General features: G+C 55.9%; 24 protein-coding genes. 13 read left to right on the top strand and 11 right to left on the bottom strand.

Translation table 11 applies throughout. The features are described 5' to 3' along the window. The first annotated feature begins 127 nt into the window (after nt 1-127). Both purT and CHR62_RS14760 read left to right on the top strand, forming a co-directional pair. Entirely contained in the window at nt 128-1,333 is a 1,206-nt protein-coding gene (gene purT, locus CHR62_RS14755; RefSeq protein WP_093969616.1) for a formate-dependent phosphoribosylglycinamide formyltransferase, read from the top strand. A 69-nt stretch (nt 1,334-1,402) separates the two neighbouring features. Next, nucleotides 1,403-2,554: a mechanosensitive ion channel family protein gene (locus tag CHR62_RS14760; protein ID WP_199722965.1), complete on the top strand. Its 1,152-nt coding sequence runs from the start codon at nt 1,403-1,405 to the stop codon at nt 2,552-2,554. Between the two features lie 63 nt (nt 2,555-2,617). Here the strand turns inward: CHR62_RS14760 and CHR62_RS14765 are convergent, their stop codons facing one another. From CHR62_RS14765 to CHR62_RS14775, 3 genes are all read right to left on the bottom strand, one after another. Further along, entirely contained in the window at nt 2,618-4,972 is a 2,355-nt protein-coding gene (locus tag CHR62_RS14765) for a transporter substrate-binding domain-containing protein (protein ID WP_123661435.1), read from the bottom strand. Nucleotides 4,973-5,115: 143 nt separating this feature from the next. Next, nucleotides 5,116-7,284 (bottom strand): TonB-dependent receptor domain-containing protein, encoded by a 2,169-nt coding sequence (locus CHR62_RS14770; protein WP_123661436.1) that lies wholly within the window; start codon nt 7,282-7,284, stop codon nt 5,116-5,118. A gap of 213 nt (nt 7,285-7,497) precedes the next feature. Then, nucleotides 7,498-8,721 carry an MFS transporter gene (locus tag CHR62_RS14775; protein WP_123661437.1) on the bottom strand — a complete coding sequence of 408 codons (1,224 nt, stop codon included), beginning with the start codon at nt 8,719-8,721 and terminating at the stop codon, nt 7,498-7,500. A 249-nt stretch (nt 8,722-8,970) separates the two neighbouring features. Here CHR62_RS14775 and CHR62_RS14780 point away from each other — a divergent pair, with 249 nt between their 5' ends. Next, entirely contained in the window at nt 8,971-9,354 is a 384-nt protein-coding gene (locus CHR62_RS14780; RefSeq protein WP_093970047.1) for an RNA-binding S4 domain-containing protein, read from the top strand. Between the two features lie 60 nt (nt 9,355-9,414). Here CHR62_RS14780 and CHR62_RS14785 read toward each other — a convergent pair whose 3' ends face one another. Continuing rightward, nucleotides 9,415-9,912 carry a DUF2165 family protein gene (locus CHR62_RS14785; RefSeq protein ID WP_123661438.1) on the bottom strand — a complete coding sequence of 166 codons (498 nt, stop codon included), beginning with the start codon at nt 9,910-9,912 and terminating at the stop codon, nt 9,415-9,417. Nucleotides 9,913-10,030: 118 nt separating this feature from the next. Between CHR62_RS14785 and CHR62_RS14790 the strand changes: the two genes are divergently transcribed. The 6 genes from CHR62_RS14790 to pyrF all read left to right on the top strand — a co-directional run bounded on the left by CHR62_RS14790 (nt 10,031) and on the right by pyrF (nt 15,517). Then, nucleotides 10,031-10,720: a VIT family protein gene (locus tag CHR62_RS14790; RefSeq protein ID WP_093969620.1), complete on the top strand. Its 690-nt coding sequence runs from the start codon at nt 10,031-10,033 to the stop codon at nt 10,718-10,720. 42 nt (nt 10,721-10,762) lie between these two features. Further along, nucleotides 10,763-12,076, top strand: coding sequence for a ferric reductase-like transmembrane domain-containing protein (locus CHR62_RS14795; protein WP_123661439.1), 1,314 nt, complete (start codon nt 10,763-10,765; stop codon nt 12,074-12,076). Nucleotides 12,077-12,234: 158 nt separating this feature from the next. Beyond that, on the top strand, nt 12,235-12,522 hold the full coding sequence (groES, locus tag CHR62_RS14800) for a co-chaperone GroES (RefSeq protein ID WP_123661440.1): 288 nt from the start codon (nt 12,235-12,237) through the stop codon (nt 12,520-12,522). 34 nt (nt 12,523-12,556) lie between these two features. Next, the gene (gene groL / locus CHR62_RS14805; RefSeq protein WP_123661441.1) at nt 12,557-14,203 is read left to right on the top strand and encodes a chaperonin GroEL; all 1,647 of its coding nucleotides are present in this window, start codon (nt 12,557-12,559) and stop codon (nt 14,201-14,203) included. Between the two features lie 88 nt (nt 14,204-14,291). After that, complete coding sequence (locus tag CHR62_RS14810; protein ID WP_093969624.1) at nt 14,292-14,681, top strand: diacylglycerol kinase; 390 nt, start codon at nt 14,292-14,294, stop codon at nt 14,679-14,681. A gap of 20 nt (nt 14,682-14,701) precedes the next feature. Next, on the top strand, nt 14,702-15,517 hold the full coding sequence (pyrF, locus tag CHR62_RS14815) for an orotidine-5'-phosphate decarboxylase (RefSeq protein WP_123661442.1): 816 nt from the start codon (nt 14,702-14,704) through the stop codon (nt 15,515-15,517). Here the strand turns inward: pyrF and CHR62_RS14820 are convergent. From CHR62_RS14820 to ribBA, 6 genes are all read right to left on the bottom strand, one after another. After that, entirely contained in the window at nt 15,501-16,046 is a 546-nt protein-coding gene (locus CHR62_RS14820; protein ID WP_093969626.1) for a CinA family protein, read from the bottom strand. The two genes, pyrF and CHR62_RS14820, sit on opposite strands and share 17 nt — an antisense overlap. Further along, nucleotides 16,043-16,513, bottom strand: coding sequence for a phosphatidylglycerophosphatase A (locus tag CHR62_RS14825; RefSeq protein ID WP_233575030.1), 471 nt, complete (start codon nt 16,511-16,513; stop codon nt 16,043-16,045). The genes CHR62_RS14820 and CHR62_RS14825 overlap by 4 nt, the downstream gene beginning before the upstream one ends. Before the next feature lie 140 nt (nt 16,514-16,653). Then, a complete protein-coding gene (gene thiL / locus CHR62_RS14830; protein WP_123661444.1) occupies nt 16,654-17,622 on the bottom strand; it encodes a thiamine-phosphate kinase in 969 nt (322 codons plus the stop codon). 27 nt (nt 17,623-17,649) lie between these two features. Further along, complete coding sequence (gene nusB / locus CHR62_RS14835) at nt 17,650-18,156, bottom strand: transcription antitermination factor NusB (protein WP_123661445.1); 507 nt, start codon at nt 18,154-18,156, stop codon at nt 17,650-17,652. Continuing rightward, entirely contained in the window at nt 18,134-18,640 is a 507-nt protein-coding gene (gene ribH / locus CHR62_RS14840) for a 6,7-dimethyl-8-ribityllumazine synthase (RefSeq protein WP_093969629.1), read from the bottom strand. Before ribH ends, nusB begins: the two co-directional genes overlap by 23 nt. Before the next feature lie 13 nt (nt 18,641-18,653). Continuing rightward, nucleotides 18,654-19,814: a bifunctional 3,4-dihydroxy-2-butanone-4-phosphate synthase/GTP cyclohydrolase II gene (gene ribBA / locus CHR62_RS14845; RefSeq protein WP_123661446.1), complete on the bottom strand. Its 1,161-nt coding sequence runs from the start codon at nt 19,812-19,814 to the stop codon at nt 18,654-18,656. 167 nt (nt 19,815-19,981) lie between these two features. Here ribBA and CHR62_RS14850 point away from each other — a divergent pair, with 167 nt between their 5' ends. Then, nucleotides 19,982-21,529: a CYTH and CHAD domain-containing protein gene (locus CHR62_RS14850; protein WP_123661447.1), complete on the top strand. Its 1,548-nt coding sequence runs from the start codon at nt 19,982-19,984 to the stop codon at nt 21,527-21,529. Between the two features lie 71 nt (nt 21,530-21,600). Here CHR62_RS14850 and ftsY read toward each other — a convergent pair whose 3' ends face one another. After that, nucleotides 21,601-22,857 carry a signal recognition particle-docking protein FtsY gene (ftsY, locus tag CHR62_RS14855; RefSeq protein ID WP_093969632.1) on the bottom strand — a complete coding sequence of 419 codons (1,257 nt, stop codon included), beginning with the start codon at nt 22,855-22,857 and terminating at the stop codon, nt 21,601-21,603. A gap of 62 nt (nt 22,858-22,919) precedes the next feature. Between ftsY and rsmD the strand changes: the two genes are divergently transcribed. The 3 genes from rsmD to CHR62_RS14870 all read left to right on the top strand — a co-directional run bounded on the left by rsmD (nt 22,920) and on the right by CHR62_RS14870 (nt 24,412). Then, on the top strand, nt 22,920-23,501 hold the full coding sequence (rsmD, locus tag CHR62_RS14860) for a 16S rRNA (guanine(966)-N(2))-methyltransferase RsmD (protein WP_123661448.1): 582 nt from the start codon (nt 22,920-22,922) through the stop codon (nt 23,499-23,501). 96 nt (nt 23,502-23,597) lie between these two features. Next, nucleotides 23,598-24,128 (top strand): pantetheine-phosphate adenylyltransferase, encoded by a 531-nt coding sequence (coaD, locus tag CHR62_RS14865; protein ID WP_093969634.1) that lies wholly within the window; start codon nt 23,598-23,600, stop codon nt 24,126-24,128. Then, the gene (locus CHR62_RS14870; RefSeq protein ID WP_233575031.1) at nt 24,050-24,412 is read left to right on the top strand and encodes a YfhL family 4Fe-4S dicluster ferredoxin; all 363 of its coding nucleotides are present in this window, start codon (nt 24,050-24,052) and stop codon (nt 24,410-24,412) included. Before coaD ends, CHR62_RS14870 begins: the two co-directional genes overlap by 79 nt. Nucleotides 24,413-24,441: the final 29 nt, after the last annotated feature.

Below are 24,441 nucleotides of genomic sequence, written 5' to 3' on the forward strand. Positions count from 1 at the left end.
AAAACCAACACGAGCCTGAGCGAACGAAACATGACTTTATTGTAGAGGTGAAGGCGCCTTGAAGACCGCTACTGTCTGACAAACATAACCGCTAAAATGACTGTTTTTGATGCTGGACAGAACCACCATGACAACGCTTGGCACCCCGCTTTCACCTTCTGCTACCAAAGTTTTACTGCTGGGTTCGGGCGAACTTGGCAAAGAGGTCATTATTGCATTGCAACGTCTAGGCGTTGAAACAATAGCCGTTGACCGCTATCCCGATGCCCCAGGTCACCAGGTGGCGCATCATGCCCGCACGCTGGTCATGACCGACCCGGAACAACTACGCGCGCTGATCGAATCTGAACAACCTGACCTGGTCGTTCCCGAAATCGAAGCCATTGCCACTCCAGCCCTTGAAACACTGGAAGCAGAAGGCAAGGTCAAAGTCATCCCTACGGCGCGTGCGGCGCGCCTGACCATGGATCGCGAAGGCATTCGGCGGCTGGCCGCCGAAACACTGGGCCTGCCCACCAGCCCGTATCGTTTCTGCGACTCGCTGCGGGAGCTGCAAGACGCGATCGACAACGGTATTGGCTACCCTTGCGTTGTGAAGCCCGTCATGAGCAGTTCAGGTAAGGGCCAAAGCAAAATTGACGGCCCGCAAGACGTAGCGAAGGCTTGGGACTACGCCATGGCCGGCGGCCGCGTCAGCCATGGACGCATTATTGTCGAGGGCTTTATAGACTTTGACTACGAAATCACCTTGCTGACGGTACGCGCGAAAGACGCCGAAGGTCAGACACAAACCTATTTCTGCGACCCCATCGGCCACCTGCAAGACAAAGGTGACTACATCGAAAGTTGGCAGCCCCATCCCATGAGCCCGGCGGCACTGCAAAAAGCCAAAGATATCGGCGACGCTATTACACAAAACTTGGGCGGCCAGGGCTTGTTCGGCGTCGAGCTCTTCGTTAAGGGCGATCAGGTGTGGTTTAGCGAAGTCAGCCCCCGGCCACACGATACCGGCATGGTCACCATGATTACCCAATGGCAAAACGAGTTCGAACTTCATGCCCGCGCCATTCTGGGCCTGCCCGTAGACACCCGGCTGCGCAACCCCGGTGCCAGCGCCGTCATATACGGTGGCGTCGACGCGACCGGCATTGTCTTTGACGACGTTGACGTCGCCATGCGCGTCCCTCAAACTGAGATCCGCCTGTTCGGGAAACCAGAAAGCTTTGCTCGACGCCGTATGGGTGTGGCGCTGGCTTACGACGATGATGCAGAACGCGCCCGTGCAAGGGCACGTGAAGCTGCCGGCAAGGTCAAACCTCGACCCGCAAAATAAAGGGCCTATTGGCCGCGCTTTCCCTGTCTTGTTACACTAGGTCGCTTTGCAAACAGGGAAAGCGATTACATGGAAGAACCGATTTTTTCCGATCTTGCTGACAAGATCACCGAATATACCGGCGGAAACCACATGATCGGCCTGACGATCCAGGTCTTTCTGGTTGTATTTGCCGTTGTTGTCTTCAACTTTTTCTTGCGCCGTTTTCTGGCCAAACTAGAAGAAAAAACACACCACACGACCAGTTTCTGGGATAACGCCCTGATTGAGGCCGTTCGCAAGCCGGCAACCATTCTTGCCTGGATTATCGGCCTGTCGTTTGCCGCCGAGATCCTGCAGGTTGAAACTGAAGTGACGCTGCTCGACCTCATCGAACCCATCCGCGTCATTGGCGTTATTGGTTGTATTACCTGGTTCGTGATCCGCTTTATTGGCAATGTTCAAAAAGGAATTATTGCCAAGCGACATGCCAACAACGAACCCGTCGACATCACCACGGTTGATGCCGTCGGCAAGCTGCTACGCATTTCGGTGCTTATTACAGCCACACTGGTTACGCTGCAAAGCTTGGGCTTCTCGATTTCTGGGGTACTGGCGTTTGGCGGTATTGGTGGCCTGGCAGTCAGTTTCGCTGCCAAGGACTTGCTGGCCAACTTCTTCGGTGGGCTCATGATTTACATGGATCGCCCCTTTGCCGTGGGCGACTGGATCCGTTCGAACGATCGCAATATTGAAGGTACGGTAGAAGACATTGGCTGGCGTCTTACGCGTATTCGGACGTTCGACCAACGCCCCCTTTATGTGCCCAACGCCATATTCACACAAATTGCGGTAGAGAACCCGTCGCGGATGACGAACCGCCGTATCTCTGAAACGATCGGCGTACGCTACGACGATATTGCCAGCATCGGCAATATCGTCAGTGATATCAAGACCATGCTGCGCAATCACCCCGAAATTGACCAGAACCAAACACTGATTGTTAATTTCAACCAGTACGGCCCATCGTCCCTGGACATCATGGTCTACACTTTTACCAAGACCACCGCGTGGGTCAAGTTTCACGAAATCAAGCAAGATGTCTTGCTGAAAATGGGCGATATCATTGCTTCGCATGGCGGCCAGGTGGCCTTCCCGACGCAGACGTTGCACGTATTCAACAACGAGGCAAACCCCAATACGGAACCCGTCGAAGGTCGACCTGCAGGTCAGGCGTCGTAAGTAGGCAGCGCCGGTGGGTTTCTGCCGCCGGCCCCGCACACATTACACAGGCAATGGCCGGCGTTAACCGAGATCAAATACGATACGGTTACGACCTGCGCTTTTGGCTTGGTACAAGTTGTCGTCAGCCCCGGAAATTTGCTGGTCGATAGAGCCGCACCCAATCGAATCACAAATACCCCCGCTTACAGTCTGCACCAGGCCATGGTAAAGGGTTGCCCCAGCCAGGGCAGCCCTGACTTTATCGGCCACAACAAATGCATCCTTGGCAAGGGTGTCGGGGCAAATCAGCATGAACTCTTCACCGCCCCAACGCCCGAACGTATCGCTTTGGCGTATATTTTTAAGCACGATTTCGCAGAACCGACGCAAGACCTCATCGCCGGCCTGATGCCCGAACTGATCATTGACCTGTTTGAAGTGATCAAGGTCGAACATGACAATTGAAAATGGCCTGTGATAGCGCTGGTACCGTTCGAACTCTTTAAACAAGACGGCATCGAGGTGATAACGGTTAAATACACCCGTTAATTTGTCACGCACCGAGGCTTCTTGCAATTGTCGGTTCTTTTCGCGCAGCGCCTGTTCGGCCTCAAGCAAACTGGCGTTAGTCAGGCGAATACGCCGGTTAAGTACCCGCATGCGCATCGAATACACCAGCATGACCAACAAGGCCAGCGCCAACGCCCCAGCCCAGGGCAGAATCCGCCCCCACGGAAACGGGCTGGCCACCGACAGCTTGACCCAACGATCGTAGATGGCTGCGTGCTCTTGTGGCGTCATGCCTGCAAGGGCTTTGTCAATGGCATTACGCAGCAACGGCCAATCTGACCTTACCCCCATAGCCAGATCAAACGTATAAGGCGTTTGTCCAGAAATTTTAAGGTTGGCCAACCCTTGCATTTTGATGATGTGAGTGGACGCGGCCAAATTATCGATAAACGCATCGACTTCGCCGGCCGCCAGACGGCGCAAGCCATCGAGCGAACTGTCGTATCGGGTCAAAACAATACCAGGGTGGTAACGCGACAAAGTTTCATCAGACGCATACCCTCTCACCACGCCCACGCGCTGCCCTTCGAGCTGCGACAAGCTGGATATGTAATCGACGTCGTCGCGGGTGACAATCACCATGGGCGAGATTAAGTAGGTATCGGTAAAGCCCATGTAATTGCGACGGTCGGGCGTAGACGCAGCCGACGGCAACATATCGATGGTGCGAGCCTTGACGCCTTCAAGCACCTCGCTCCAGCTTGGCGTACTGATGCGCTCGAACCTGACGCCCAGGCGCTTTGACAGCACATCGAGGTAGTCTGACACAATGCCCTGCAATTGACCCTGCGCGCCATAAAACTCGAACGGCGGCCAACCCACTTCGTCAACCGCAAACCGGATAGTTTCAAGGCTGGCCAAAAACTGGCGCTCTTCGGTGGTCAGGTCTATAACACCGCTCTCTGTTCCCGCCTTGTACACCAACCCTAGCGGTGCACTGCCCTGGGCACTGACCAGCTCAAGCGAACGCAGCTTGTCGTAAAGAAAGGCAACGCGCTTGGGATTGATTTGGCCCAACGGGGTTGTGTATCGATCGATCAGGGTTTCGATGCCACGCGCCTCGTTCATGAGCGCGTCGCGGGATTTATTTTGCGTGTTGTAGCGACGGTAAATCAGCTCGACCATTTCTTCTTTGTGATCAAGCGCGTAATGCCAGCCACGAATGACGGCTCGCCGGATAGCTTCAACCCGCTCCGGGTTGCCTTGGGCCTCGGCGCGCGACGTAAACAACATATCGCCGTACAGGTCGATACCAAAATGCCGGGGGCTGATCAGGTTGACTTGATGGCCCTGCTCGTTCATGACGTAGGGCTCGTTGGTGAGGTAAACCGCTACGGCATCGATTTCGCCCGCTGCCAAACGTCGCAGACGTTCATCCCACGCAACACGGATCGGACCCTCGTTCAGCGCGCGCTGCTCGACGAGCAAGGCTAATACGTCGATGCCGTCAGAATCGTTGTCGTAAAAGGCGACTCGCTTCCCCACCAGGTCTGCAGGCGCAGTCAAACCCGAGCTGGTCATCGTCATGAGTGTACCGGCCGAGTGCTGCAAGAATGCCGCCACCAGCACGACAGGGTCGCCCGCAGCGTAATGCATGAGCAAGATGGAGTCGGCTACGCCATAATCGGCATGGCCTTCGAGCACTTCAGTGACAATATTTTTAGCTGGATCGCGCTCGCGCAAAACGACGTCGAGATCCTCTTCGGCAAAATAGCCCTGTTCAAGAGCAGCATACAAACCAGCGGACTGAAACTGATGCAGCCATTTAAGCTGAATGACGACGGGCCGGGCATTGGCCTGAGCAATGAATGCCGACGCCAATACAAAAACCAGAAAGGCTGCCAGCCGCCGTGCCACCCCAAGCATCGAAACTCTTTTGCCTTTATTTTTTTAAATTGGCGTCAAGATTAGCAGAACAGCAATGAAATTCGTATAAATAAATATACGAACGCCCCGGCATCGTTGGAGATGCGGGGCGTTTACGACAAACCCAAAAGGGTTAACCCGGATTAAAACGTCATGTTCGCCGAAACCCAAAGGCGACGGCCTTCGAGGTTCTTGTAATAGGCGTTGCCCCAACCTGGGTTACCGGTCGTTGTGTAGCTGCCGTAGTCGACAAACTTTTTGTTCAACAGGTTTTCAACCGATGCATTAATTGAGATGCTTTTGGTCAATTGGTAAGAGCCGCCGACACCGAATAGCCAATAAGGGCTGTAAAAGTCTTGCTTACCCTCGGCGTTGATGCGGGCGTACTGCTTGGCGCGATACTCGGCCCTCACCCATGCCGATGCCTGCGTGTTAATACGCCAGTCAAGACGCATGTTCAAACGGTGACGCGCTTCGCTGTTCAACGGTTCGCCCGCGTTGGCGCCGCCATCACGTTTTGCATCGGTAAACGTGTAATTGCCCGACAAGGTTAATACTTCTGTCAACGGCAACGCCCCACCCAGTTCAATACCGCGTATGGTCGCTTCATCTACGTTTTCCCACGCGACAAAGTTATCTACCGGAGCGCCGCTACGGCGCCAATCGCCTAAGTCAAGACAACCGGGTACGTTGTTGGCTCGACAATTTGGCACATTTTTTGTATTGAGCTTATCTTTGAAGGCGGTATGGAAAAGAGTCGCGTTGGCTTTTAAACCCTGCAAATCATCAAAATAAACGCCAATTTCTGATGACACGCTCTTTTCGGGCACCAGGGTAGCACTACCCACTTCAGGAATTGTCCCCTGCCCGCGTAAACCAATAATGCCATCGGTCATGACATTCAGGTCGGGCGTTTTATAACCGCGCGAAACCCCGCCCTTGACGGTCCAGTTTGGGCTGGCGTTCCATACGGCGTAGGCCCTAGGGCTCCAGTTACCGCCAAACTGTTCGTTTCGGTCGTAGCGCGCGCCCAAGGTAATGGCAAAGTCATCAACAACACGCCATTCGTTCTCAACAAACAACGCCCATTGCCATTGCTTCAAATCGAGTGGCGCCTCGGCCAAACTGTTGACAAATTTTTGCTCGCGCCATTGACCGCCAAAGGTCAAGTTGTTGGTGTCGTCCAGCAACGACAAATTCCATTTGCTGTCCAATACCAAGTTATCGTATTCAAGTGTACGCGGCGCGCCATCGGTTGACTTGCGAGGACGGCTCATGGGATTGGTTCGGCCAAAGGTCTCGGTCGTCTCGTAAAGAACACTGGAATCGGAACTCAAGTTGCCGTAGCGCCCAAGGTGGGTCAAAACGTATCGGTTACGATCGTAACGTTGCTCGGGCTCGTAGCCGCCTCCGGCCGTATTGGGCGCAACATCACTATTCAACGTTCCCAACTGGCCCGTGCTGTTGTCATAGCGCTGCCGTCCTTGCTCAAGGTCTAGCAAAATATCGTGGTTTTCGTTAGGCGTCAGTGCAAAGCGTACGCCCAGATTATGCATTTTTGACCCGGTATAGCCATCTCCGGCAACGTTGCCTGTGTATTTACCGCTTGCCGCTTCAGCGGCATTTGCCGGGTACATTTCGTGCGCGGCCATTTTTCGATCATAGCGGCCATAAATCGAAATACCCAGCATGTCTTCTTTGATGGGACCACTTAAATAAAACGACGAACCGTAGCCATTACCGAACGTATCGTTAAGTTGCACGGTTCCATCGGCAGTGATGCTGCCCCCCCACTCTTTAGCCACCTTTCGAGTGATGATGTTGATCACACCGCCCATGGCGTCGGAACCGTACAAAGTCGACATCGGGCCGCGTACAACCTCAATACGCTCGATAGCCGACACCGGGGGAATGAAACTGGTGTCGACGTCGCCAAAGCCGTTGGGACGTGCGCCCGAACTGTTTCGGTTAAGCCGCTTGCCGTCAACCAGAATCAGCGTGTAGTCAGACCCCATCCCTCGGATACTGATGTTCATGCCGCCTGTCTTGCCACCACGCTCTACCGACACCCCTTCAATATCGGCAACCGCATCAGCCACATTGTTAAATGGCTTTTTCTCGAGCTCTTCGCGGGTAATCACAGAAATCGACGCCGGTGCGTCTTTAATCATTTGCTCGAACCCGCTAGCCGTCACTACAACCGAATCTAGCTGTTTAACGCTGTCGGCCTGCTGAGCAAAAGCAGCTTGAGTCGAAGCCACCAAGATTGCCGCATAGGCCAGTCGCCCTGTCACACGTTTCTTATGATGCATCACACTTCCCTTCTGAATAGAAACCTAAATGAGAACGGTTATTAATTTGATTTTCAGGATTCTATCAGAATTTTGTAAGAAACAAGATCAAGCGGAAACACTTTTAGCCGCGTGACCAAGGTCAATGCGGCTATTTAATGGGGATGACTTGAAGACAAACGCGCTACCGGCAACCAGACAAATTTGCCGATAGAGCGAAGACGGGTAACCGCTTTACGCGGTATTACCCTGTGCGGCCGGGGGCACGACCCGGGCCTCTTTGATGGGCAAATTAACCAACGCAGCCAACAACGCCAGCACCATGTCGGCGTACCACATCCAGGTAAAGTCACCGAACTCGGTAATGGCCAAACCCCCTAGCCACGCGCCAAGAAAGCCCCCTACCTGGTGAGACAACAAGGTCAAACCAAACAATGTGGCCAAATAACGCGTACCAAACAATTTGCCGACAATGGCAGCTGTTGGCGGTACGGTGGCCAGCCAAGTAAAGCCAAGGCCCGCCGCAAACACGTAAAACACCCAGGGGTCGCGCGGCATGACTAAATACCAGGCAATAAGCACTGCCCGCGAAGCATACATAGTTGCCAGGATGTATTTGCTGCGATAACGCGCCACACAAGAGCCCGCGTAGATACTGCCAAAAATATTCGACAAACCGATAATGGCCAACGACCAACTGGCAACTGACGGCGGCAAGCCGCATAAGTCGACTTCGCCAGGCAAATGGGTGACCAAAAATGCAATATGGAAGCCACAGGTAAAAAACCCGAGGTTAAGCAAAATGTAATTCCGGTCTTTGACGGCCTGAGCCACCGCCGTGCGCAGCTTCTGCTCGCCTTCAACATGCGGGCGCGGTTTGTAGTCGGCGCCCACAAGCTTGCCAATAAGGGGAAGCGCAGCAAGCGCGGTAAGCGCCATGGCCCACATGGCGCCCATCCAGCCAAACGACTGAATTAACTTCTGGAAGACAGGCGCAAAAACAAATTGCCCGAACGAGCCGCCGGCATTGATGATGCCTGATGCCGTGCCCCGCGACTCGAGCGGCAAGCGCTGCGCGGCGGCGCCGATAAGCACTGAAAAACTACCCGCGCCTGAGCCAATAGAGGCCAGCAACCCCAGTGAGACGATCAAACCAAACCCGTTGCCCATAAACGGCGTCATGGCACAACCCGCCGCCACAATTACCAGCGCCGCAATAAGCACAACCCTAGGCCCGTGCCTGTCGGCCACCGCCCCGGCAATGGGTTGGATCAACCCCCACGTAAACTGGCCAATGGCCAGCGCAAAACTGATGGTGGCAATGCTCATGCCGGTGGTGGCATTGATAGGGCTGATGAACAGGCCAAACGTTTGACGTATGCCCATGGTGACCATCAGGATGCCGGCTGCAGCCAGCGTAACCGCCATCGCACCCGGATGACGCAGGGAATAGAACATAATGACCTCGTTGCCAATACACAGACCACAAATGCGCTCGGGCGCGGGGCCATTTTGCCATATTAATCCTGTGACCTCTGAAGGCATCAACCGCGCAGACGTCGCCTTCGCTGCTCAACGCTATCGCTAAGTGGGCTCTCGAAGACTTATGATCGAGGGTGGTGTGCCTTGCAAAACGGCGCAATAATGCATACCGACGTCGAGCAAAAACACCTGTGCCCTGAGCGGCGCAGCAAGTACGCAGAAACAATGGAAAAGATCAGAATAGATAAATGGCTATGGGCTGCGCGGTTTTACAAGACCCGTAGCCTGGCATCGCAAGAAATCACTAAAGGGCGCGTCTTGGTGAACGGCCAACCCGCCAAACCGGCGCGCGAAGTTGCAGTTGGCGATAGCGTGAACGTGCGCAAAGACGAACCAGCCATTACCGTAATTATCAAACAAATCAGTGCAGTGCGCGGCCCTGCGCCCGTCGCCCAATTGCTCTACGAAGAAACAACCGAAAGCCGCGAAAAGCGCGAAAAAGCCGCCGAACTGCGCCGATTGGCGCCGGAACCCGCACAAACCATAAGCGTCGGGCGCCCGACCAAGCGCGACAGACGTCAAATTGATTTGATTAGAGGCAAGGGGTGATCGCGCCGGGACGAAACAGATGCTCAGGGGCGCTAATGGCGCCAAATTGCACCTTGTCTTTTAGTCATCGAGTTCGGCATCGGGGACGGCCACGTAAATAAGCACCAGAATAATGGTGACCAAGAATCGGAAAGCCGACGGCACCCCATTCCATTGGGACGACATCCACATCCCGAACCACTCGCCGCCGATAGACATAAACCCCACCTGCCACACCAAAAACCCCAGTGAGAGCCCCCACACAGCCGTGCTTTTGGCGCGATTGAAGTCACGCGCAGGCGCCTTGACCTGTCGCAGCAAACGCCAGGCTCCCAACCAGCAAAGCACCGCCGTCAATGCCTCGAGCCCGATGATGATGACGTAAGCCAAGTGATGAAACCAGGGTGCGTCTATGGCTCGATACCCGATGGCCGCGTCGGGAAAAATCGTGTCCATAAGCAGCACATGCCGTACAAAAGCAAAATTGCTGCCGTAATCGGTAATATTGCCGAACGCCACCAGCGTCGCGAATAAGGCTATAGCAGCCACAAACAAAATTTTTGAGTAACGGATCGCCATACGCTTTTAATTTATCAATGCCTGCTCTGAGCCTGGAACTCACCCGGCGCCAAGTGTAGAATTTTCAACATTATGTCACCATCTGTGCAGTACCCGACCAACCAAACCGGCACGATCAATGAGGCATAGCGAAAGACATAAAACCCACCGCACGGGCTGGCTTAGGGCTGCGGTTCTTGGCGCCAATGACGGGATTGTCTCTACGTCAAGTCTGGTCTTGGGCGTGGCCGCTACGGGCGCGGGTACCCAAAGTATCCTTGTTGCCGGCGTCGCCAGCCTGGTTGCCGGCGCCATGTCCATGGCTGCAGGTGAGTATGTGTCAGTCAGCTCACAAGCCGATACCGAGAATGCAGACCTGGCCCGCGAAAAGGCAGAGTTAGCTGAAAACCCCGAACAAGAGCACGCCGAGCTTACAGCCATTTACGTCAATCGAGGCCTTGATGAACACTTGGCCTCGAGTGTAGCGACCCAACTGATGGCCCACGATGCCATCGCGGCACATGCACGCGACGAGCTGGGAATCTCGGACACATTGGCCGCTAAACCGGTACAAGCCGCTCTGGCCTCGGCGGCAACTTTTGCTGCGGGTGCACTCCTTCCTTTATTAGTGGTTCTGCTGTTTCCTACGTCGGCGCTCATGGGATATGTTGCAGGCAGCTCACTTTTCTTTCTTGCGCTTCTAGGCTTGATCGCCGCAAAAGCAGGCGGCTCCCCTTTACTGATCTCGACTGCGCGCGTAACCTTCTGGGGCGCCCTGGCAATGGGGCTGACTGCAGGCGTCGGTGCGCTGTTTGGTGTCGCAGCTTAACACTCACCGTTTTAACGTCACCAACCAAATCGGAGTGTTCTCTTGCGCCGTGGCATTGTTCTAATCCTGGCTTGTTTCTTTGTGATCTGGGCTGTCGAAGCCTTCTGGCTGTCGCCATCGCCACCCGGTGATTTGCTGTGGGTCATGCGCCAAGAAGGTATGCTGCTGACTGGCATTTTGGCCTTGGGTGCCATGACAGCCATTATGGTGCTGGCCTTGCGCCCCCGCTGGCTAGAGTCGCCTTTGGGCGGCATGGATAAAGCCTACCGACTACACAAATGGTTAGGCATCATTGCCGTTGCCCTGAGCTTTGCGCACTGGCTGGCTAAAGAGTCAAAGCCGCTCATTACTACAGCCATTGGCAACGCGGGCCGGCTGGCCAAGATGCCAGTACCCGAATGGGTCAGCGTTCTTAAGCCCTATGCCAAAACCATGGGCGAATGGACTTTCTACGCGCTGATCCTGATGCTGATCATCACGTTGGCCCGCCGCACCGTGCCCTACAAACGCTGGTATTGGCTGCATCGATTCATGCCATTGGCCTACCTGCTGCTGGTATTTCACGGCATCGTGCTGACCCCTTATGGTTATTGGGGCGGTGTCGGGGGCTGGCTGCTGGCGGCAACGATGACCATCGGCGTGATTGCCGCCGTGATGCAATTGATTCGTGATCTGAAACCAGCTTACCCGCACAAGGGTACCGTAGTATCGTGCACCCGGCTGGGCGACGTACTGGAAGTGCAATGCCGCCTGGGCGATTCGTGGCAGGGCCATAAGGCAGGGCAATTCGCCTTTTTGCGCGTGGCCGGAGAACAAGAGGCTCACCCGTTCACGCTGTCTGATGCAGACCAGAAGAACCATGTCGTACGCTTTCACATCAAACAATTAGGCGATTGGACACGCGGGCTATCCGAACGCCTTCAACCCGGTCTTAGTATAGAGCTGGACGGCCCATATGGCCGCTTCGTGCCCCCTGATCATGACGATGGCGCCGTACATGTCTGGGTCGGTGCCGGCGTGGGGGCAACACCCTTTTTATCTTGGCTAGGCCAGCATCACCAAGACGGCCATGCGCCACAAGCTTGGTTGCAGTATGCCTGTCAGCATGCAAACGACCCTTTGGCCAAAGCACTGAAAGAAGCTGCGGCCCTTCACCCCGATGTACATCTGGATATTTTTGCTGATGGCCGTCGCTGGACGCCAGAACAAGTCCTGCAACAGTATCAGGCCGGCAAACCACTGCAGGTGTGGTTTTGCGGTCCGGCAGCTATGGGCAAGCAATTAGAGCACGCACTTAAGAAGTCATTACCCCCTGGCTCCTGGCATTTGCACAATGAACACTTCGAGTTTCGTTGACCCTACGCCATCCCTCCGCAACCAGCAAAAATGTAACAAAACGCACCCTGCCTCTTGAAGTCTTAAGGTTCGTCCTTATAATTAGCACTCGACGGGGTAGAGTGCTAACAACACCCCCGATTATTGATTACATTCATTATTTTCTGAGGAGTACCTTCATGGCACTGCGTCCTTTGCACGATCGCGTGATCGTCAAACGCCTGGACAACGAGCGTAAAACCGCCTCCGGCATCGTTATCCCCGAAAGCGCCGCTGAAAAGCCTGATCAAGGCGAAGTTATTGCAGTCGGCCCCGGCAAGAAAACAGAAGACGGCAAGATTCTTCCCGTTGATGTCAAGGCAGGCGACAAGGTCCTTTTCGGCAAATATGCCGGCCAAACCGTCAAGGTCGATGGCGAAGAACTGCTCGTCATCCGCGAGGACGAAATCCTCGCCGTGATCCAGTAATCAGCAACGAACAGAACAAGCAAGGAATCAAACCATGGCAGCTAAACAAGTTCAATTCGGCGACGACGCCCGTTCGCGCATTGTGCGCGGCGTAAACGTTCTGGCCAACGCCGTTAAAACAACTCTGGGCCCGAAAGGCCGCAACGTTGTACTCGAGCGCTCTTTCGGCGCCCCCACCGTTACCAAAGACGGTGTGTCGGTTGCTAAAGAAATCGAACTGAAAGACAAGTTCGAAAACATTGGTGCACAACTGGTTAAAGAAGTTGCTTCCAAAACTTCCGACAACGCCGGTGACGGTACCACTACTGCAACAGTTCTGGCTCAGTCTATCGTTGAAGAAGGCATCAAGTACGTTACCGCCGGCATCAACCCAATGGACCTGAAGCGCGGTATCGACAAAGCCGTCACAGCCGCCATTGCCGAGCTGCAGAAGCTTTCAAAGCCCTGCACCACCAGCAAAGAAATCGCCCAGGTTGGCTCGATTTCGGCTAACAGCGACACTTCCATCGGCCAGATCATCGCCGACGCAATGGACAAAGTAGGCAAAGAAGGCGTTATTACCGTCGAAGACGGCAAATCGCTTGAAAACGAACTGGACGTCGTCGAAGGTATGCAATTCGACCGCGGCTACCTGTCGCCCTACTTCATCAACACCCAAGAAAAGCAAGCTGCTGTTCTTGAAGATCCGTTTGTCCTGATCTACGACAAGAAAATCAGCAACATCCGCGATCTGCTGCCCGTTCTCGAACAGGTTGCCAAGTCCAGCCGTCCTCTGCTGATCATCGCCGAAGACGTCGAAGGCGAAGCACTGGCTACTTTGGTGGTCAACAACATTCGCGGCATCCTCAAGACAACAGCCGTCAAGGCCCCTGGCTTCGGCGACCGTCGTAAAGCTATGCTCGAAGACATCGCCATCCTGACCGGTGGTACTGTTATCTCTGAAGAAACCGGCGGTTCGCTCGAAAACGCTACCCTCGAAGATCTGGGTCAAGCCAAGCGTATCGAAGTGGCCAAAGAAAACACCACCATCATCGACGGCGCTGGCGACAGCAAATCGATCGAGGCCCGCGTCAAGCAAATCCGCGTTCAAATCGAAGAAGCTACTTCCGACTACGACCGTGAAAAACTGCAAGAGCGCGTTGCCAAGCTGGCTGGCGGTGTTGCCGTTATTCGCGTAGGCGCTGCCACCGAAGTCGAAATGAAAGAGAAGAAAGCACGCGTTGAAGACGCGCTGCACGCCACTCGCGCTGCCGTCGAAGAAGGTATCGTTCCTGGCGGCGGTGTTGCCCTGATCCGTGCCAAAGCTGCTGTTGCTGCTGTTAAAGGCGACAACATCGACCAGGAAGCCGGCATCAAGCTGATCCTGCGCGCCATCGAAGCGCCTCTGCGCACTATCGTTGCTAACGCAGGCGACGAGCCTAGCGTCGTTGTCAACAACGTTGCTGCCGGTTCGGGCAACTACGGTTACAACGCTGCCACTGGCGAGTACGGCGACCTGGTAGAGCAAGGCGTTCTTGACCCCACCAAGGTCACCCGCACTGCCCTGCAAAACGCTGCTTCGGTTGCATCGCTGTTGCTGACCACAGAAGCTGCTGTTGCAGAACTGCCTGAAGACAAACCCGCACCTGCTATGCCCGATATGGGCGGCATGGGCGGCATGGGTGGTATGGGCGGCTTCTAATCAAGCCCCTGTAGTACCTGGTCTTTCCAGTAAAGCCCCCGCAGCAATGCGGGGGCTTTTTCGTGAGCAGACTTGACTACAATACGGTATGAATCACGCAAACTCCCCCTACAAAAGCAAAGGCGGCATGCGGCGCCTGGTTAACGCCCTGCGCTACTCTGCACAAGGGTTCCGTGCCGCACTGGTACACGAGGCCGCCTTCCGCCAAGAATTGTTTGCATTTATTTTGCTGGTGCCCATCGCCATCTGGCTTGGTGACACGCTGGCCGAACGTGCCCTGCTTATCGGCGCCCTGTTTTTTGTACTCATTATCGAGCTGCTGAACTCGGCAATCGAAGCGCTTGCCGACACCATCACGCTCGATCACCACCCGCTTATCGGCCGAGCCAAAGACCTCGCCAGCGCGGCTGTCTTGCTGTCTATCACACTCGCCACCCTGATTTGGCTCATGGTCATCATCAGTCACCTGCTACCGTAACCCATACTCTTATTGCCGTCATGAAATTCACTGAAAAACTGGACTACGCCTGGGCGCACGCCGACTCAATGCTGATGGTTGGTCTTGACCCCGACCCCCAACGCTTTCCGGCCGAACTCAAAGGCAGGCCCGATGCCATCTATGAATTTTGCAAAGGGGTGATCGACGCCACTGCGCCGCATGTCTGCGGTATAAAGCCACAAATTGCCTACTTTGCAGCCCAGCGGGCCGAAGACCAGCTCGAAGCCTTGTGCGATTACCTGCGCACCACGTATCCGCATTTACCGTTGGTTCTCGATGCAAAACGCGGTGATATCGGTTCAACGGCCGAACAGTACGCCGCTGAAGCCTTCGAGCGCTATCGTGCCGATGCGGTGACCGTCAACCCCTATATGGGTTTTGATTCGGTCGAACCCTATCTGGCCTGGGAAGAAAAAGGCGTGATTATTTTGTGCCGAACCTCGAACAAGGGCGGGTCTGATCTGCAGTTTCTTGATGTCGGCAACGGCGAACCACTTTATCTTCATGTGGCTAGCCTGGTCGCTAACCGATGGAACAAAAATGGTCAGTGTGCTTTGGTGGTAGGGGCCACTTTCCCGAACGAAATTGCCAAAGTGCGCGAGCGTGTTGGCGACATGCCCTTACTGATTCCAGGCATTGGCGCCCAGGGTGGCGACATTCAAGGCACAGTAGCGGCCGGCAAAAGCAGCTCGGGCTCAGGCATGATGATCAATTCGTCGCGGGCTATTTTGTACGCCAGCAACGGCGATGACTGGCGCGAAGCTGCCGCCAAGGCGGCGCTTGACACCCGCAACGCGATTAACGCGGCAAAATAAGCTGGATACTGGTCGCAAGGGCAAACTGAACCGCCGCTTGCCTGACCTGACGACGATCACCCTCGAAAACCCGGGTAACAGCCTGGGTTGAAACGCCGTCTTTAACGCGATGTGCGAAACCAAAGCACACCATGCCCACCGGCTTACCGGCCGTACCGCCCCCCGGGCCGGCAATACCTGTCGTCGACACCGCAAAATGGGCCGTCGGAACTGAAGCCAACACGCCAGCAGCCATTTCCATGGCGGTCTCTTCGCTAACAGCGCCAAAGCGATCGAGGGTGTCGGGCGCCACGCCAAGGTGAGCCACTTTGGCATCGTTGCTGTAGGTAACAAACCCGCGCTCGAACCACTGGCTGGAACCGGCAATATCGGTGATGGTTGCCGCCAGCAGGCCACCGGTGCACGACTCGGCGCAGGCTAACATCCAGCCTTGCGCCTGCAAGCATTCGCCCAGCAAACGGGCATTATTTTGGGCGCCATCGCCCAACCCGACAATGGTCTCGTGTATTTCTGTGTACCGAATGCTCATAAAACCCCCAACAAACCTATGCGTTGCAATACAGCCAACACCAAGAGCGCATATAACGCAGCAACGATATCGTCCCACATTACGCCGAAGCCGTTCTTGAGTCGAGCATCAAAATAGCGGATGGGTGGAGGTTTGACGATATCGAACAAACGAAACAAGCCAAATGCAATGGCTTGCGCCCATAAAGTGTCTGGCGTAAACCAGAGCACCAGCCAAAACGCGACCATTTCATCCCAGACCATCCCCCCGTGATCGGGGCGCCCTAGATCTTTGCCGACCCGATGGCAAACCAGGCAGCCATAGGCGAAGGACACCGCCAGCGCAACGGCCACGCCGGTATCGGACAACCGGGACAAGACGACAACCCATACAAGCCAACCGGCCAGCGTGCCCCACGTGCCCGGTGCCGGCCGTATCAAACCACTGCCCAGTCCAAAGGCGACCATTCGCGCCGGTGAGCGCAGCATCCAGCTAACAGAAGGCTGGATTGCCGCCTCGCCCGAAACGCCGGAAGCATCGGATACTTGACCCGTAGAAATGGGAGGTTCGTTGTTATTTTGATTTGACATGACAACCTTGAAAGCTGCGACAGCCATTGGCGCCGGCGTTAAAAATGTTGAAAGCCATGATGCGCCACCGACACGACCTGCCCATTATTGCGCATAACGTGCAGTTGACCGGCCTGCGGCACAATAGTGCCAATATGCGTCGCCAGAACACCGTGCTGATGGGCAAGCGCCTGAATAGCGCTACGTGACGTCACAGGCGCCGTAAAACATAGCTGGTAGACATCGCCGCCGCCTAATACAGCCTCTTCTTGCCACGCCTGCGACAACCCGGCCAGGGCCGGGTCGATGGGCAAGTTATCGTAAAACAACTGCGCGCCGCAGCGGCTAGCCTTAAGAATATGCCCCAGATCTTGAAGGAGGCCGTCGGAAATGTCGAGCGCGGCGTGGGCGAGGCCTGGGAGCCCTTGCGAAAACGCGACGGGGGGTAACGGCTGTTCGAGCGAAGAGCGCACTTGGGCCAGCAAGGCCGCCGTGTTATTGCAGCCTGGCGGCACATGGCCTTGCAACAATCGCAACGCCACATGCGGGCCGCCCAAAAGCCCCGTAACCCAGATGTCGTCACCTGCGTGCGCCGAGCTGCGACGCAGCGCCAAGGCTGGGTCAACCTGACCAAACACAGTCACACACAACGTTATTTTGTCGGCTGCGGTGGTGTCGCCCCCAACCAAAGGGCAACCAGCCGCATCGGCCAGCGCGTAAAAGCCGTCGGCAAACGCTGCCAACCAGGATTCATCGATTGCCGGCATGGCAATGCCCAACACACAACCCAAGGGTTTGGCCCCCATGGCCGCCAGATCGGACAAATTAACTGCCAGTGCCTTATGACCTAAGGTGCGAGGGGATACGTCGGGGAAGAAATGCCGGCCTTCGATGAGCAGGTCGGTGCTGACCGCCATTTGCATGCCTGAGGCAACAGGCAACAAGGCGCAGTCGTCACCGCCGCCCAGATAACCCGCTGGCACTTTACGGGAAAAGTAGCGGTCGATTAAATCGAATTCGCGACCCATGATGCCGGGTTGACGACGACCGACGCGTCAGGCGCGCTGCGCCGCAGCCTGAACCTCGGTGGTGCGCACTTGCGCGGCGAGCTTGTCGAGCACCCCATTAACGAACTTGAAGCCATCGGTACCGCCAAACGATTTCGCCAGTTCAACAGCTTCGTTGATGGCCACCTTGTAAGGCACTTCGACGTGATGAACGAGTTCGTAACTACCGATGAGCAAAATGCCGTGTTCGATGGGCGAAAGCTCTTCGAGGGGACGGTCGATGAAAGGCGTAAAGCCTTCACGCAATGCCGGGGCCTCGCGCAACACGCCATGCAGCAATGTTTTAAACCACGCCGCATCTGCTTCGGGGAATTCATCGTTGTCGCGGATGTGGGCGTCGATGGCGCCTGCGTCTTGCAGACTTTCGTCGCCACGCAGCAACCAGGCGTAAACGCCCTGCAGCGCAAATTCGCGCGCACGGCGGCGCGCGCTACGCGCGTTGGCGCGGGCAGCGCCCGCGTTGTTGGACGCTTTACTCTTCGTCAAGATCTTCATCCTCGTAGTCGTCATCGTCGGCTTCGGGCTCGAGGGCGGCAACCAGGTTGGCCATTTCGACCGCAGCACGGGCGCAATCGCGACCTTTTTCGGCGGCGCGAACTTCGGCCTGCTCGTCGGTTTCGGTGGTCAACACACCGTTGATGACGGGGATACCGGTTTCGAGAGCCACGCGCGTGATAGCCGTGCCGCTTTCGTTGCTGACCAGCTCGAAGTGATAGGTTTCGCCGCGAATCACGGCGCCCAGAGCAATCAGGGCGTCGAATTCGTAAGTTTCGGCCATTTTGGCCAGCGTGATGCCCAGTTCGAGGGCGCCGGGCACGGTAACCACCATGACGTCGCGCTCGTCAACGCCCAGTTCGGCCAGTTCGGCCAGGCAGGCGTCGAGCTCGGTCATACCGATGTTTTCGTTAAAGCGGGCTCGGACGATACCAATGTGTAAACCTTCCCCGTTCATATCGGGAAACAGTGTGTAGGGAGTCATGTGCAGGATCCTTTCAGGCGTTGGAATCGGGTTCGGTATGGTAACCGGTAATGGTCAAGGAAAAGCCCGCCATGCTGGGCATTTTTCGGGGCCGGGCCAACAATTTGGCTTTACCCACGTTGAGGTCGCGCAAAATTTGCGCGCCAATGCCATACGTGAGCAGATCGAAGCGACTGCCCTCGGCACTTTTACGTGGCGCCGGCGGCTTGCCCCAGGCCTGCGCCTGTTCGAAAAGATGGTTGACCGAGCCTTCGCAATTTAAAAACACCATGACCCCGCTGGGTGCCGCCTGAATGGTGCGCAGGGCGCGAGCGACTGTCCAGCTGTGAGCAGACGCATCTTCGGACAAGATATCGATGAGCGTGGTGGGTTCGTGGACGCGCACCAGCGTTTCGATGTCGTGGGAAATCGTGCCATGAGTTAACGCCAGGTGCGCGGCACCCGAGGCCTTGTCGCGGTACGCCACCGCATGGAATTCGCCCCAAGGCGTGCTCATGTTGCGTTCGCCCACGCGCTCGATCATGGATTCGTGCTCGGAACGATACTGAATGAGGTCTTCGATGGTGCCGATTTTAAGATTGTGTTGCGCGGCAAAAATTTGCAGGTCGGGCAAACGCGCCATGGTGCCATCGGGTTTGAGGATTTCGCAGATGACCGCAGCCGGGGTTAAACCGGCCAGCGCGGTCAGGTCGCAACCCGCTTCGGTGTGCCCCGCACGCACCAGCACGCCCCCACGCACTGCCTGCACCGGGAAGATATGGCCGGGCTGCACAACGTCAGACGGGCGGGCATCTTTGGCAACAGCCACCTGAATGGTGCGCGCACGATCGGCTGCCGAAATACCCGTTTCGACGCCTTCAGCGGCTTCGATGGACATGGTGAAATTCGTACCAAATCGCGCCCCGTTTCGGGACGCCATAAGCGGCAGATCGAGTTGCCGGCAACGCTCTTCGGTAAGCGTCAGGCATACGAGCCCGCGCGCATGCGTAACCATGAAATTAATGGCTTCGGGAGTGACGAAGTCGGCCGCAAGTACGAGGTCGCCTTCGTTTTCGCGATCTTCTTCATCGACCAGAATGACCATACGGCCTTCGCGCAATTCGGCGATGATTTCTGTAACAGGGGAAATACCGGCCGGCTGGAGGGTTTGGCCGGCTGAAATCGTTTCGGTCATGACATCATGCTCAGTTGTAGTTGACGCCCATTTTAGCGCGTACGCGCGCGCGATTCGATCGTGCAGTGCAGCAGAACGGTCGCTTTGTTGATTCTTGTCATACAAACAAGCGCATACGGCAGGTATGATCGACGTTTAAATGAAATAACGGCTGCCCTCACCCCATCATGACTGAACGCGAAATCAAATTGCATGTTCCTGATCAGGCCAAGGCAGGCATTGCACGTCAACTACGCGCCGCAAAAGCGAAACGGGTGACTTTGCAGGCCCGTTATTTCGATACGCCATCGCGCGAACTAGCTGGCGCAGGCATCGCCCTTCGACTACGCAAAGAGGGCCGTCGCTGGGTTCAAACCATCAAGGCACCCGGCGCAGACCCACTGTCGCGCATCGAGCTGAATCATCTGCGCAGCGCACCCGAGCTAGACCTTTCACTGTATACCGGGACAGCACTCGAAACCCTGTTCGCCAACTTGCAAAGCCCGCTGTGTCTGCGCTACGAAACGCGCGTCACGCGGCTCGTATTGCTGCAAGAAGGGCCGACCGGCAGCGTCGAAATCGCGTACGACCAGGGCGCACTTTTTGCCGGCGAACTCGAACTGCCCATCAGCGAAGTCGAATTTGAACATGTATCAGGGGACATCCAGCACATGTTCTTGCTCGCGCGCGAATGGGCCGAAAAGCACAACCTGATTCTCGATATCAGGTCCAAGGCCGAACGGGGCGACGCCCTGGCTGGCCTGGCTCTCACGACCACCACCGATGCCAGCGGTCAAACCGTCGTGTCAACCGTCGCCAATCCCAATGCAGGGCAGTTGTTCCGGGCCCGCAAAGCCGGTGCGGTAACACTCAAGCCCAAAGTCGACGCCACCCAGGCTTATCTGGCGTGCATTAACGAATGTCTGGCACAAATTATCCAGAACACCGCGTTTGCTGCGGGCGTTGATACCCAGCATGCCAATCAGGGGTTGCACATCGAATACACCCATCAGTTACGGGTGGGCATACGCCGGCTTCGGTCGTGCCTGAAACTGTTCAACGACTGGCTACCCCCATTGCCGGAAGCCAACCTTAAAGTGCTAAGGGCCGCATTCGACCAGTTAGGCATGGCACGCGACGGTGATGTTGTCGCCCTTGTTGTTCACCCCCAGTTAAAGCTGGCCGGCCTGCCCGACTTGCGCATGCCGCGGCAATCTGCACGCGGGCCCAAGCCATCGGTTGTTGCCGCCAACCCCGAGCTTCAGACCACCCTGATCGACCTGATGAGTCATGTGGTGCAACTGGGCGACCAATGGCAAAAAGCCAACCTCGAATCAGCCGCTCAACCCATCAGGCCCATGTTGGTCAAGCGGCTCAATGAATGGCTGAAGAAAATAGGCAAAAAGGGCAGCAAATTTAATGACCTGCCCATAGAAGCCCAACACGACCTGCGTAAAGAAGTTAAAAGCCTGCGCTATTGTCTGGATTTTTCGAATGACCTGCTTGCAAAAAGCAATGTAAGCGGCCTGCGCAAGCTGCTGGAACTCGTACAAGAAGAACTGGGTGACCTGAACGACCTATACACCGCCGAAATTTTTTACGAGCCCATGACAGAAAAACAGCCCCAGGCGTGGTTTGCCATCGGTTGGCTGCGGGGCGCGCAAGCACAAAAACGTTTGCTCGCCCAGGCCCTATTCAAACAGTTGGCCAAAGCCGGCGCGATTAAAACCCGCTAGGGGCCAGGCCGTCAGCGCCAGCGGCTCTAGCGAAAATGCAAGCAGGCCCGTCTGGGCCCATCGGCCCGTTGCTAGTCGAGTAGCGCCGCGGCAAACTCTGCGGCCACGAAGGGCTGCAAATCTTCAATCCCTTCGCCAACCCCAATCCAGTAAACAGGGACCGGGCGCACGCCCTGACTGCCAGCGGCTACCGCCGCCAAGGTGCCGCCCTTGGCGGTGCCATCAAGCTTGGTCACGACCAGGCCTGTGAGGTTAACGGCCGCGTCAAAGGCACGAATTTGCGCAATCGCATTTTGACCCGTGTTGCCATCAACCACCAACAATACCTCGTGCGGCGCATTGCCATCGGCCTTGCCGATAACGCGACGAATCTTCTTGAGCTCTTCCATTAAATGCAATTGGGTGGGCAAACGGCCAGCCGTATCGACCATCACCACGTCTACACCTCGGGCGCGACCGGCATTGACGGCATCAAAAGCTACAGCAGCAGGGTCGCCCCCCTCTTGCGAAATGACAGTCACATTATTGCGCGCACCCCAGGCAATCAGTTGCTCGCGTGCGGCCGCGCGAAAGGTATCTCCGGCCGCCAGCAAAACACTCTTGCCCTGTTGTTGAAAGGTATTCGCCAACTTGCCAATCGACGTTGTTTTACCCGCGCCATTGACGCCGGCAATCATCACCACCAAAGGCTTGGCGGCATCGATTGGAAAATGCTTTTCGAGCGGGCGCAAATGATCGGCCAATATATCGCGCAACGCGGTTTTAACCTGCTCGGCATCGGTCAAGCGGTCTTTTCGCACTTTGGCGCGCAATGCAGTCAACAACTTGTTAGTGGCCTCGACACCCGCGTCGGCCATAATAAGCGCGGTTTCAAGCTCTTCGAAAAGGTTCTCATCAACCTTAACACCCACAAACAACCCGCCCAACGATTGCCCTGTTTTCGACAATCCCTGCTTGAGACGGGCCATCCAGGACATTTTGGCGGGTGCCGCGGGTGCCGCAGGCGGGGACGCAGGACTTGGGGCATCGGCTGATTCAAGCGTAACCGGCTGGGCCGCGATCGTTTCTACGCCGGCCTGAGACGCTGGGTTCGCGCTTGATGAGTCAGAACTGGCCCCGAGGCTTTGAGACGTTGCATCAGTCGTCGGGGATGATGACGCCAACGCATCGCCGTCGGCCAACGCCTGCTCGGTGCTTACCAAGCGTGTCTCTTGCTGCGCCTGCTCTGCCTCGGGCGTACCCGTCTGCCCGGCGACGTCAGTAGCCTCGGGGGCCGTCACCTGATCTACGGCGTCGGATGATTTTTTTCGTTTAAAGAAACTGAACATACGCTTTACACTAACCTATATCAATTGCCAGACGAGCTCTGGCCAACAGCAAACAGCACAGTATGAAAAAACACAATGTCCGTATTGTAGGCGGTGAATACCGGCGGACTCCAATCCCCGTCATCGACGCCCCCGGCCTTCGCCCCACCCCTGACCGTGTTCGCGAAACGCTTTTTAATTGGCTTACCCACTTGTGGGCCGGCCAGTTCACAGACAAAAACGTACTAGACCTTTTTGCGGGCACAGGCGCCCTGGGCTTCGAGGCCGCATCTCGGGGCGCCGCTCACGTGCAAATGGTTGAGCAAAACCCCAAGGCGGTTGCCGCCCTTCGCGCCCTGCGCACCAAACTCAAAGCCGACTGCGTACGCGTCTTTCCGGGCGATGCCATGCATGTACTCGAGCGCACGGCCAACCCATTCGATCTGGTTTTACTCGATCCACCGTTTAACCAGGGCTGGCTTGAAAAAATCTGGCCGCTGCTTCCTTTAGTGCTATCACCCGACGGTTATGTCTATGTCGAGGCCGAGGGCCCCGTTACCCCACCGCCCGCCTTTGAAGTACTGCGCGAAGGAAAGGCCGGCCTTGTACACTACCTGCTACTTAAAATTGTTGCGGCGCAAGAAAAACCACAACCACTGAGTTAAACTAACCCGGACATCGGGCCTTATCGCGGCCCGCCATGCATACAATAACCGTCGCAGTCATTTAAAAACTACGCTTCTGACTCTCTCGGGAACCCTATGATTACTGCCGTCTACCCCGGAACATTCGACCCACTGACCCGCGGTCACGAGGATCTGGTCCGGCGTGCTGCCAGCCTGTTCGACCATCTGGTTGTTGGCGTTGCCCACAGCCAGGCAAAAAAACCGTTCTTTACTATCGACGAACGCCTTGAAATTGCCCAGGAAGTACTTGGACACTATCCAAACGTCGAAGTCAAAAGCTTTGCTGGTCTGCTCAAAGATTTTGTTCGCGAACAAAATGCCCGAGTTATTGTGCGGGGCTTACGCGCCGTTTCAGACTTCGAGTACGAATTTCAGATGGCCGGGATGAATCGTCACTTGCTGCCCGAAGTCGAGACGCTGTTCATGACGCCTTCAGACCAATACCAGTTTATTTCGGGCACGATTGTGCGTGAAATTGCCATTTTGGGCGGTGACGTCAGCAAATTTGTGTTTCCGTCTGTCGAGCGCTGGCTGCATACCAAAGCGGCGGCTCATCGCGAAGCGGCACAAGCCGCAGCGCAACTCGAACAACAAAAACAGGCTTAAGCCAGCAACCAAGCGCCGCAGCTATGGCATTGCATATCACCGACGAATGCATCAATTGCGATGTGTGCGAACCCCAGTGCCCTAACCAGGCCATTTACATGGGCGAGCACATCTACGAAATCGACCCATCGAAGTGCACCGAATGTGTCGGTCACTTCGATGAGCCGCAATGCGTGGTGGTGTGCCCGGTTGAATGCATTGAAATCCACCCCGAAAAAAACGAAACGCACGACGAGCTGATGGCCCGTTATCGTTTACTGACGGGTAGCGCCGACCCGGCCTGACCAGATTCAGGTCGTTCAATACAGAAATT

It is taken from the genome of Pusillimonas sp. NJUB218 (genome assembly GCF_003788685.1).
GTDB lineage: Bacteria > Pseudomonadota > Gammaproteobacteria > Burkholderiales > Burkholderiaceae_B > Neopusillimonas.

Excerpts from the sequence above, each read along its gene's own strand:
- thiL (WP_123661444.1), bottom strand. The coding sequence starts at position 17,622 with ATGGGTCGCGAATTCGATTTAATCGACCGCTACTTTTCCCGTAAAGTG.
- CHR62_RS14850 (WP_123661447.1), top strand. The coding sequence starts at position 19,982 with ATGACTGAACGCGAAATCAAATTGCATGTTCCTGATCAGGCCAAGGCA.
- rsmD (WP_123661448.1), top strand. The coding sequence starts at position 22,920 with ATGAAAAAACACAATGTCCGTATTGTAGGCGGTGAATACCGGCGGACT.
- groES (WP_123661440.1), top strand. The coding sequence starts at position 12,235 with ATGGCACTGCGTCCTTTGCACGATCGCGTGATCGTCAAACGCCTGGAC.
- CHR62_RS14810 (WP_093969624.1), top strand. The coding sequence starts at position 14,292 with ATGAATCACGCAAACTCCCCCTACAAAAGCAAAGGCGGCATGCGGCGC.
- purT (WP_093969616.1), top strand. The coding sequence starts at position 128 with ATGACAACGCTTGGCACCCCGCTTTCACCTTCTGCTACCAAAGTTTTA.
- ribBA (WP_123661446.1), bottom strand. The coding sequence starts at position 19,814 with ATGACCGAAACGATTTCAGCCGGCCAAACCCTCCAGCCGGCCGGTATT.
- groL (WP_123661441.1), top strand. The coding sequence starts at position 12,557 with ATGGCAGCTAAACAAGTTCAATTCGGCGACGACGCCCGTTCGCGCATT.
- CHR62_RS14760 (WP_199722965.1), top strand. The coding sequence starts at position 1,403 with ATGGAAGAACCGATTTTTTCCGATCTTGCTGACAAGATCACCGAATAT.
- CHR62_RS14765 (WP_123661435.1), bottom strand. The coding sequence starts at position 4,972 with ATGCTTGGGGTGGCACGGCGGCTGGCAGCCTTTCTGGTTTTTGTATTG.
- CHR62_RS14820 (WP_093969626.1), bottom strand. The coding sequence starts at position 16,046 with ATGAGCATTCGGTACACAGAAATACACGAGACCATTGTCGGGTTGGGC.
- CHR62_RS14790 (WP_093969620.1), top strand. The coding sequence starts at position 10,031 with ATGAGGCATAGCGAAAGACATAAAACCCACCGCACGGGCTGGCTTAGG.
- nusB (WP_123661445.1), bottom strand. The coding sequence starts at position 18,156 with ATGAAGATCTTGACGAAGAGTAAAGCGTCCAACAACGCGGGCGCTGCC.
- coaD (WP_093969634.1), top strand. The coding sequence starts at position 23,598 with ATGATTACTGCCGTCTACCCCGGAACATTCGACCCACTGACCCGCGGT.
- CHR62_RS14825 (WP_233575030.1), bottom strand. The coding sequence starts at position 16,513 with ATGCTGCGCTCACCGGCGCGAATGGTCGCCTTTGGACTGGGCAGTGGT.
- CHR62_RS14770 (WP_123661436.1), bottom strand. The coding sequence starts at position 7,284 with ATGCATCATAAGAAACGTGTGACAGGGCGACTGGCCTATGCGGCAATC.
- CHR62_RS14780 (WP_093970047.1), top strand. The coding sequence starts at position 8,971 with ATGGAAAAGATCAGAATAGATAAATGGCTATGGGCTGCGCGGTTTTAC.
- ftsY (WP_093969632.1), bottom strand. The coding sequence starts at position 22,857 with ATGTTCAGTTTCTTTAAACGAAAAAAATCATCCGACGCCGTAGATCAG.
- CHR62_RS14775 (WP_123661437.1), bottom strand. The coding sequence starts at position 8,721 with ATGTTCTATTCCCTGCGTCATCCGGGTGCGATGGCGGTTACGCTGGCT.
- ribH (WP_093969629.1), bottom strand. The coding sequence starts at position 18,640 with ATGACTCCCTACACACTGTTTCCCGATATGAACGGGGAAGGTTTACAC.
- CHR62_RS14785 (WP_123661438.1), bottom strand. The coding sequence starts at position 9,912 with ATGGCGATCCGTTACTCAAAAATTTTGTTTGTGGCTGCTATAGCCTTA.
- pyrF (WP_123661442.1), top strand. The coding sequence starts at position 14,702 with ATGAAATTCACTGAAAAACTGGACTACGCCTGGGCGCACGCCGACTCA.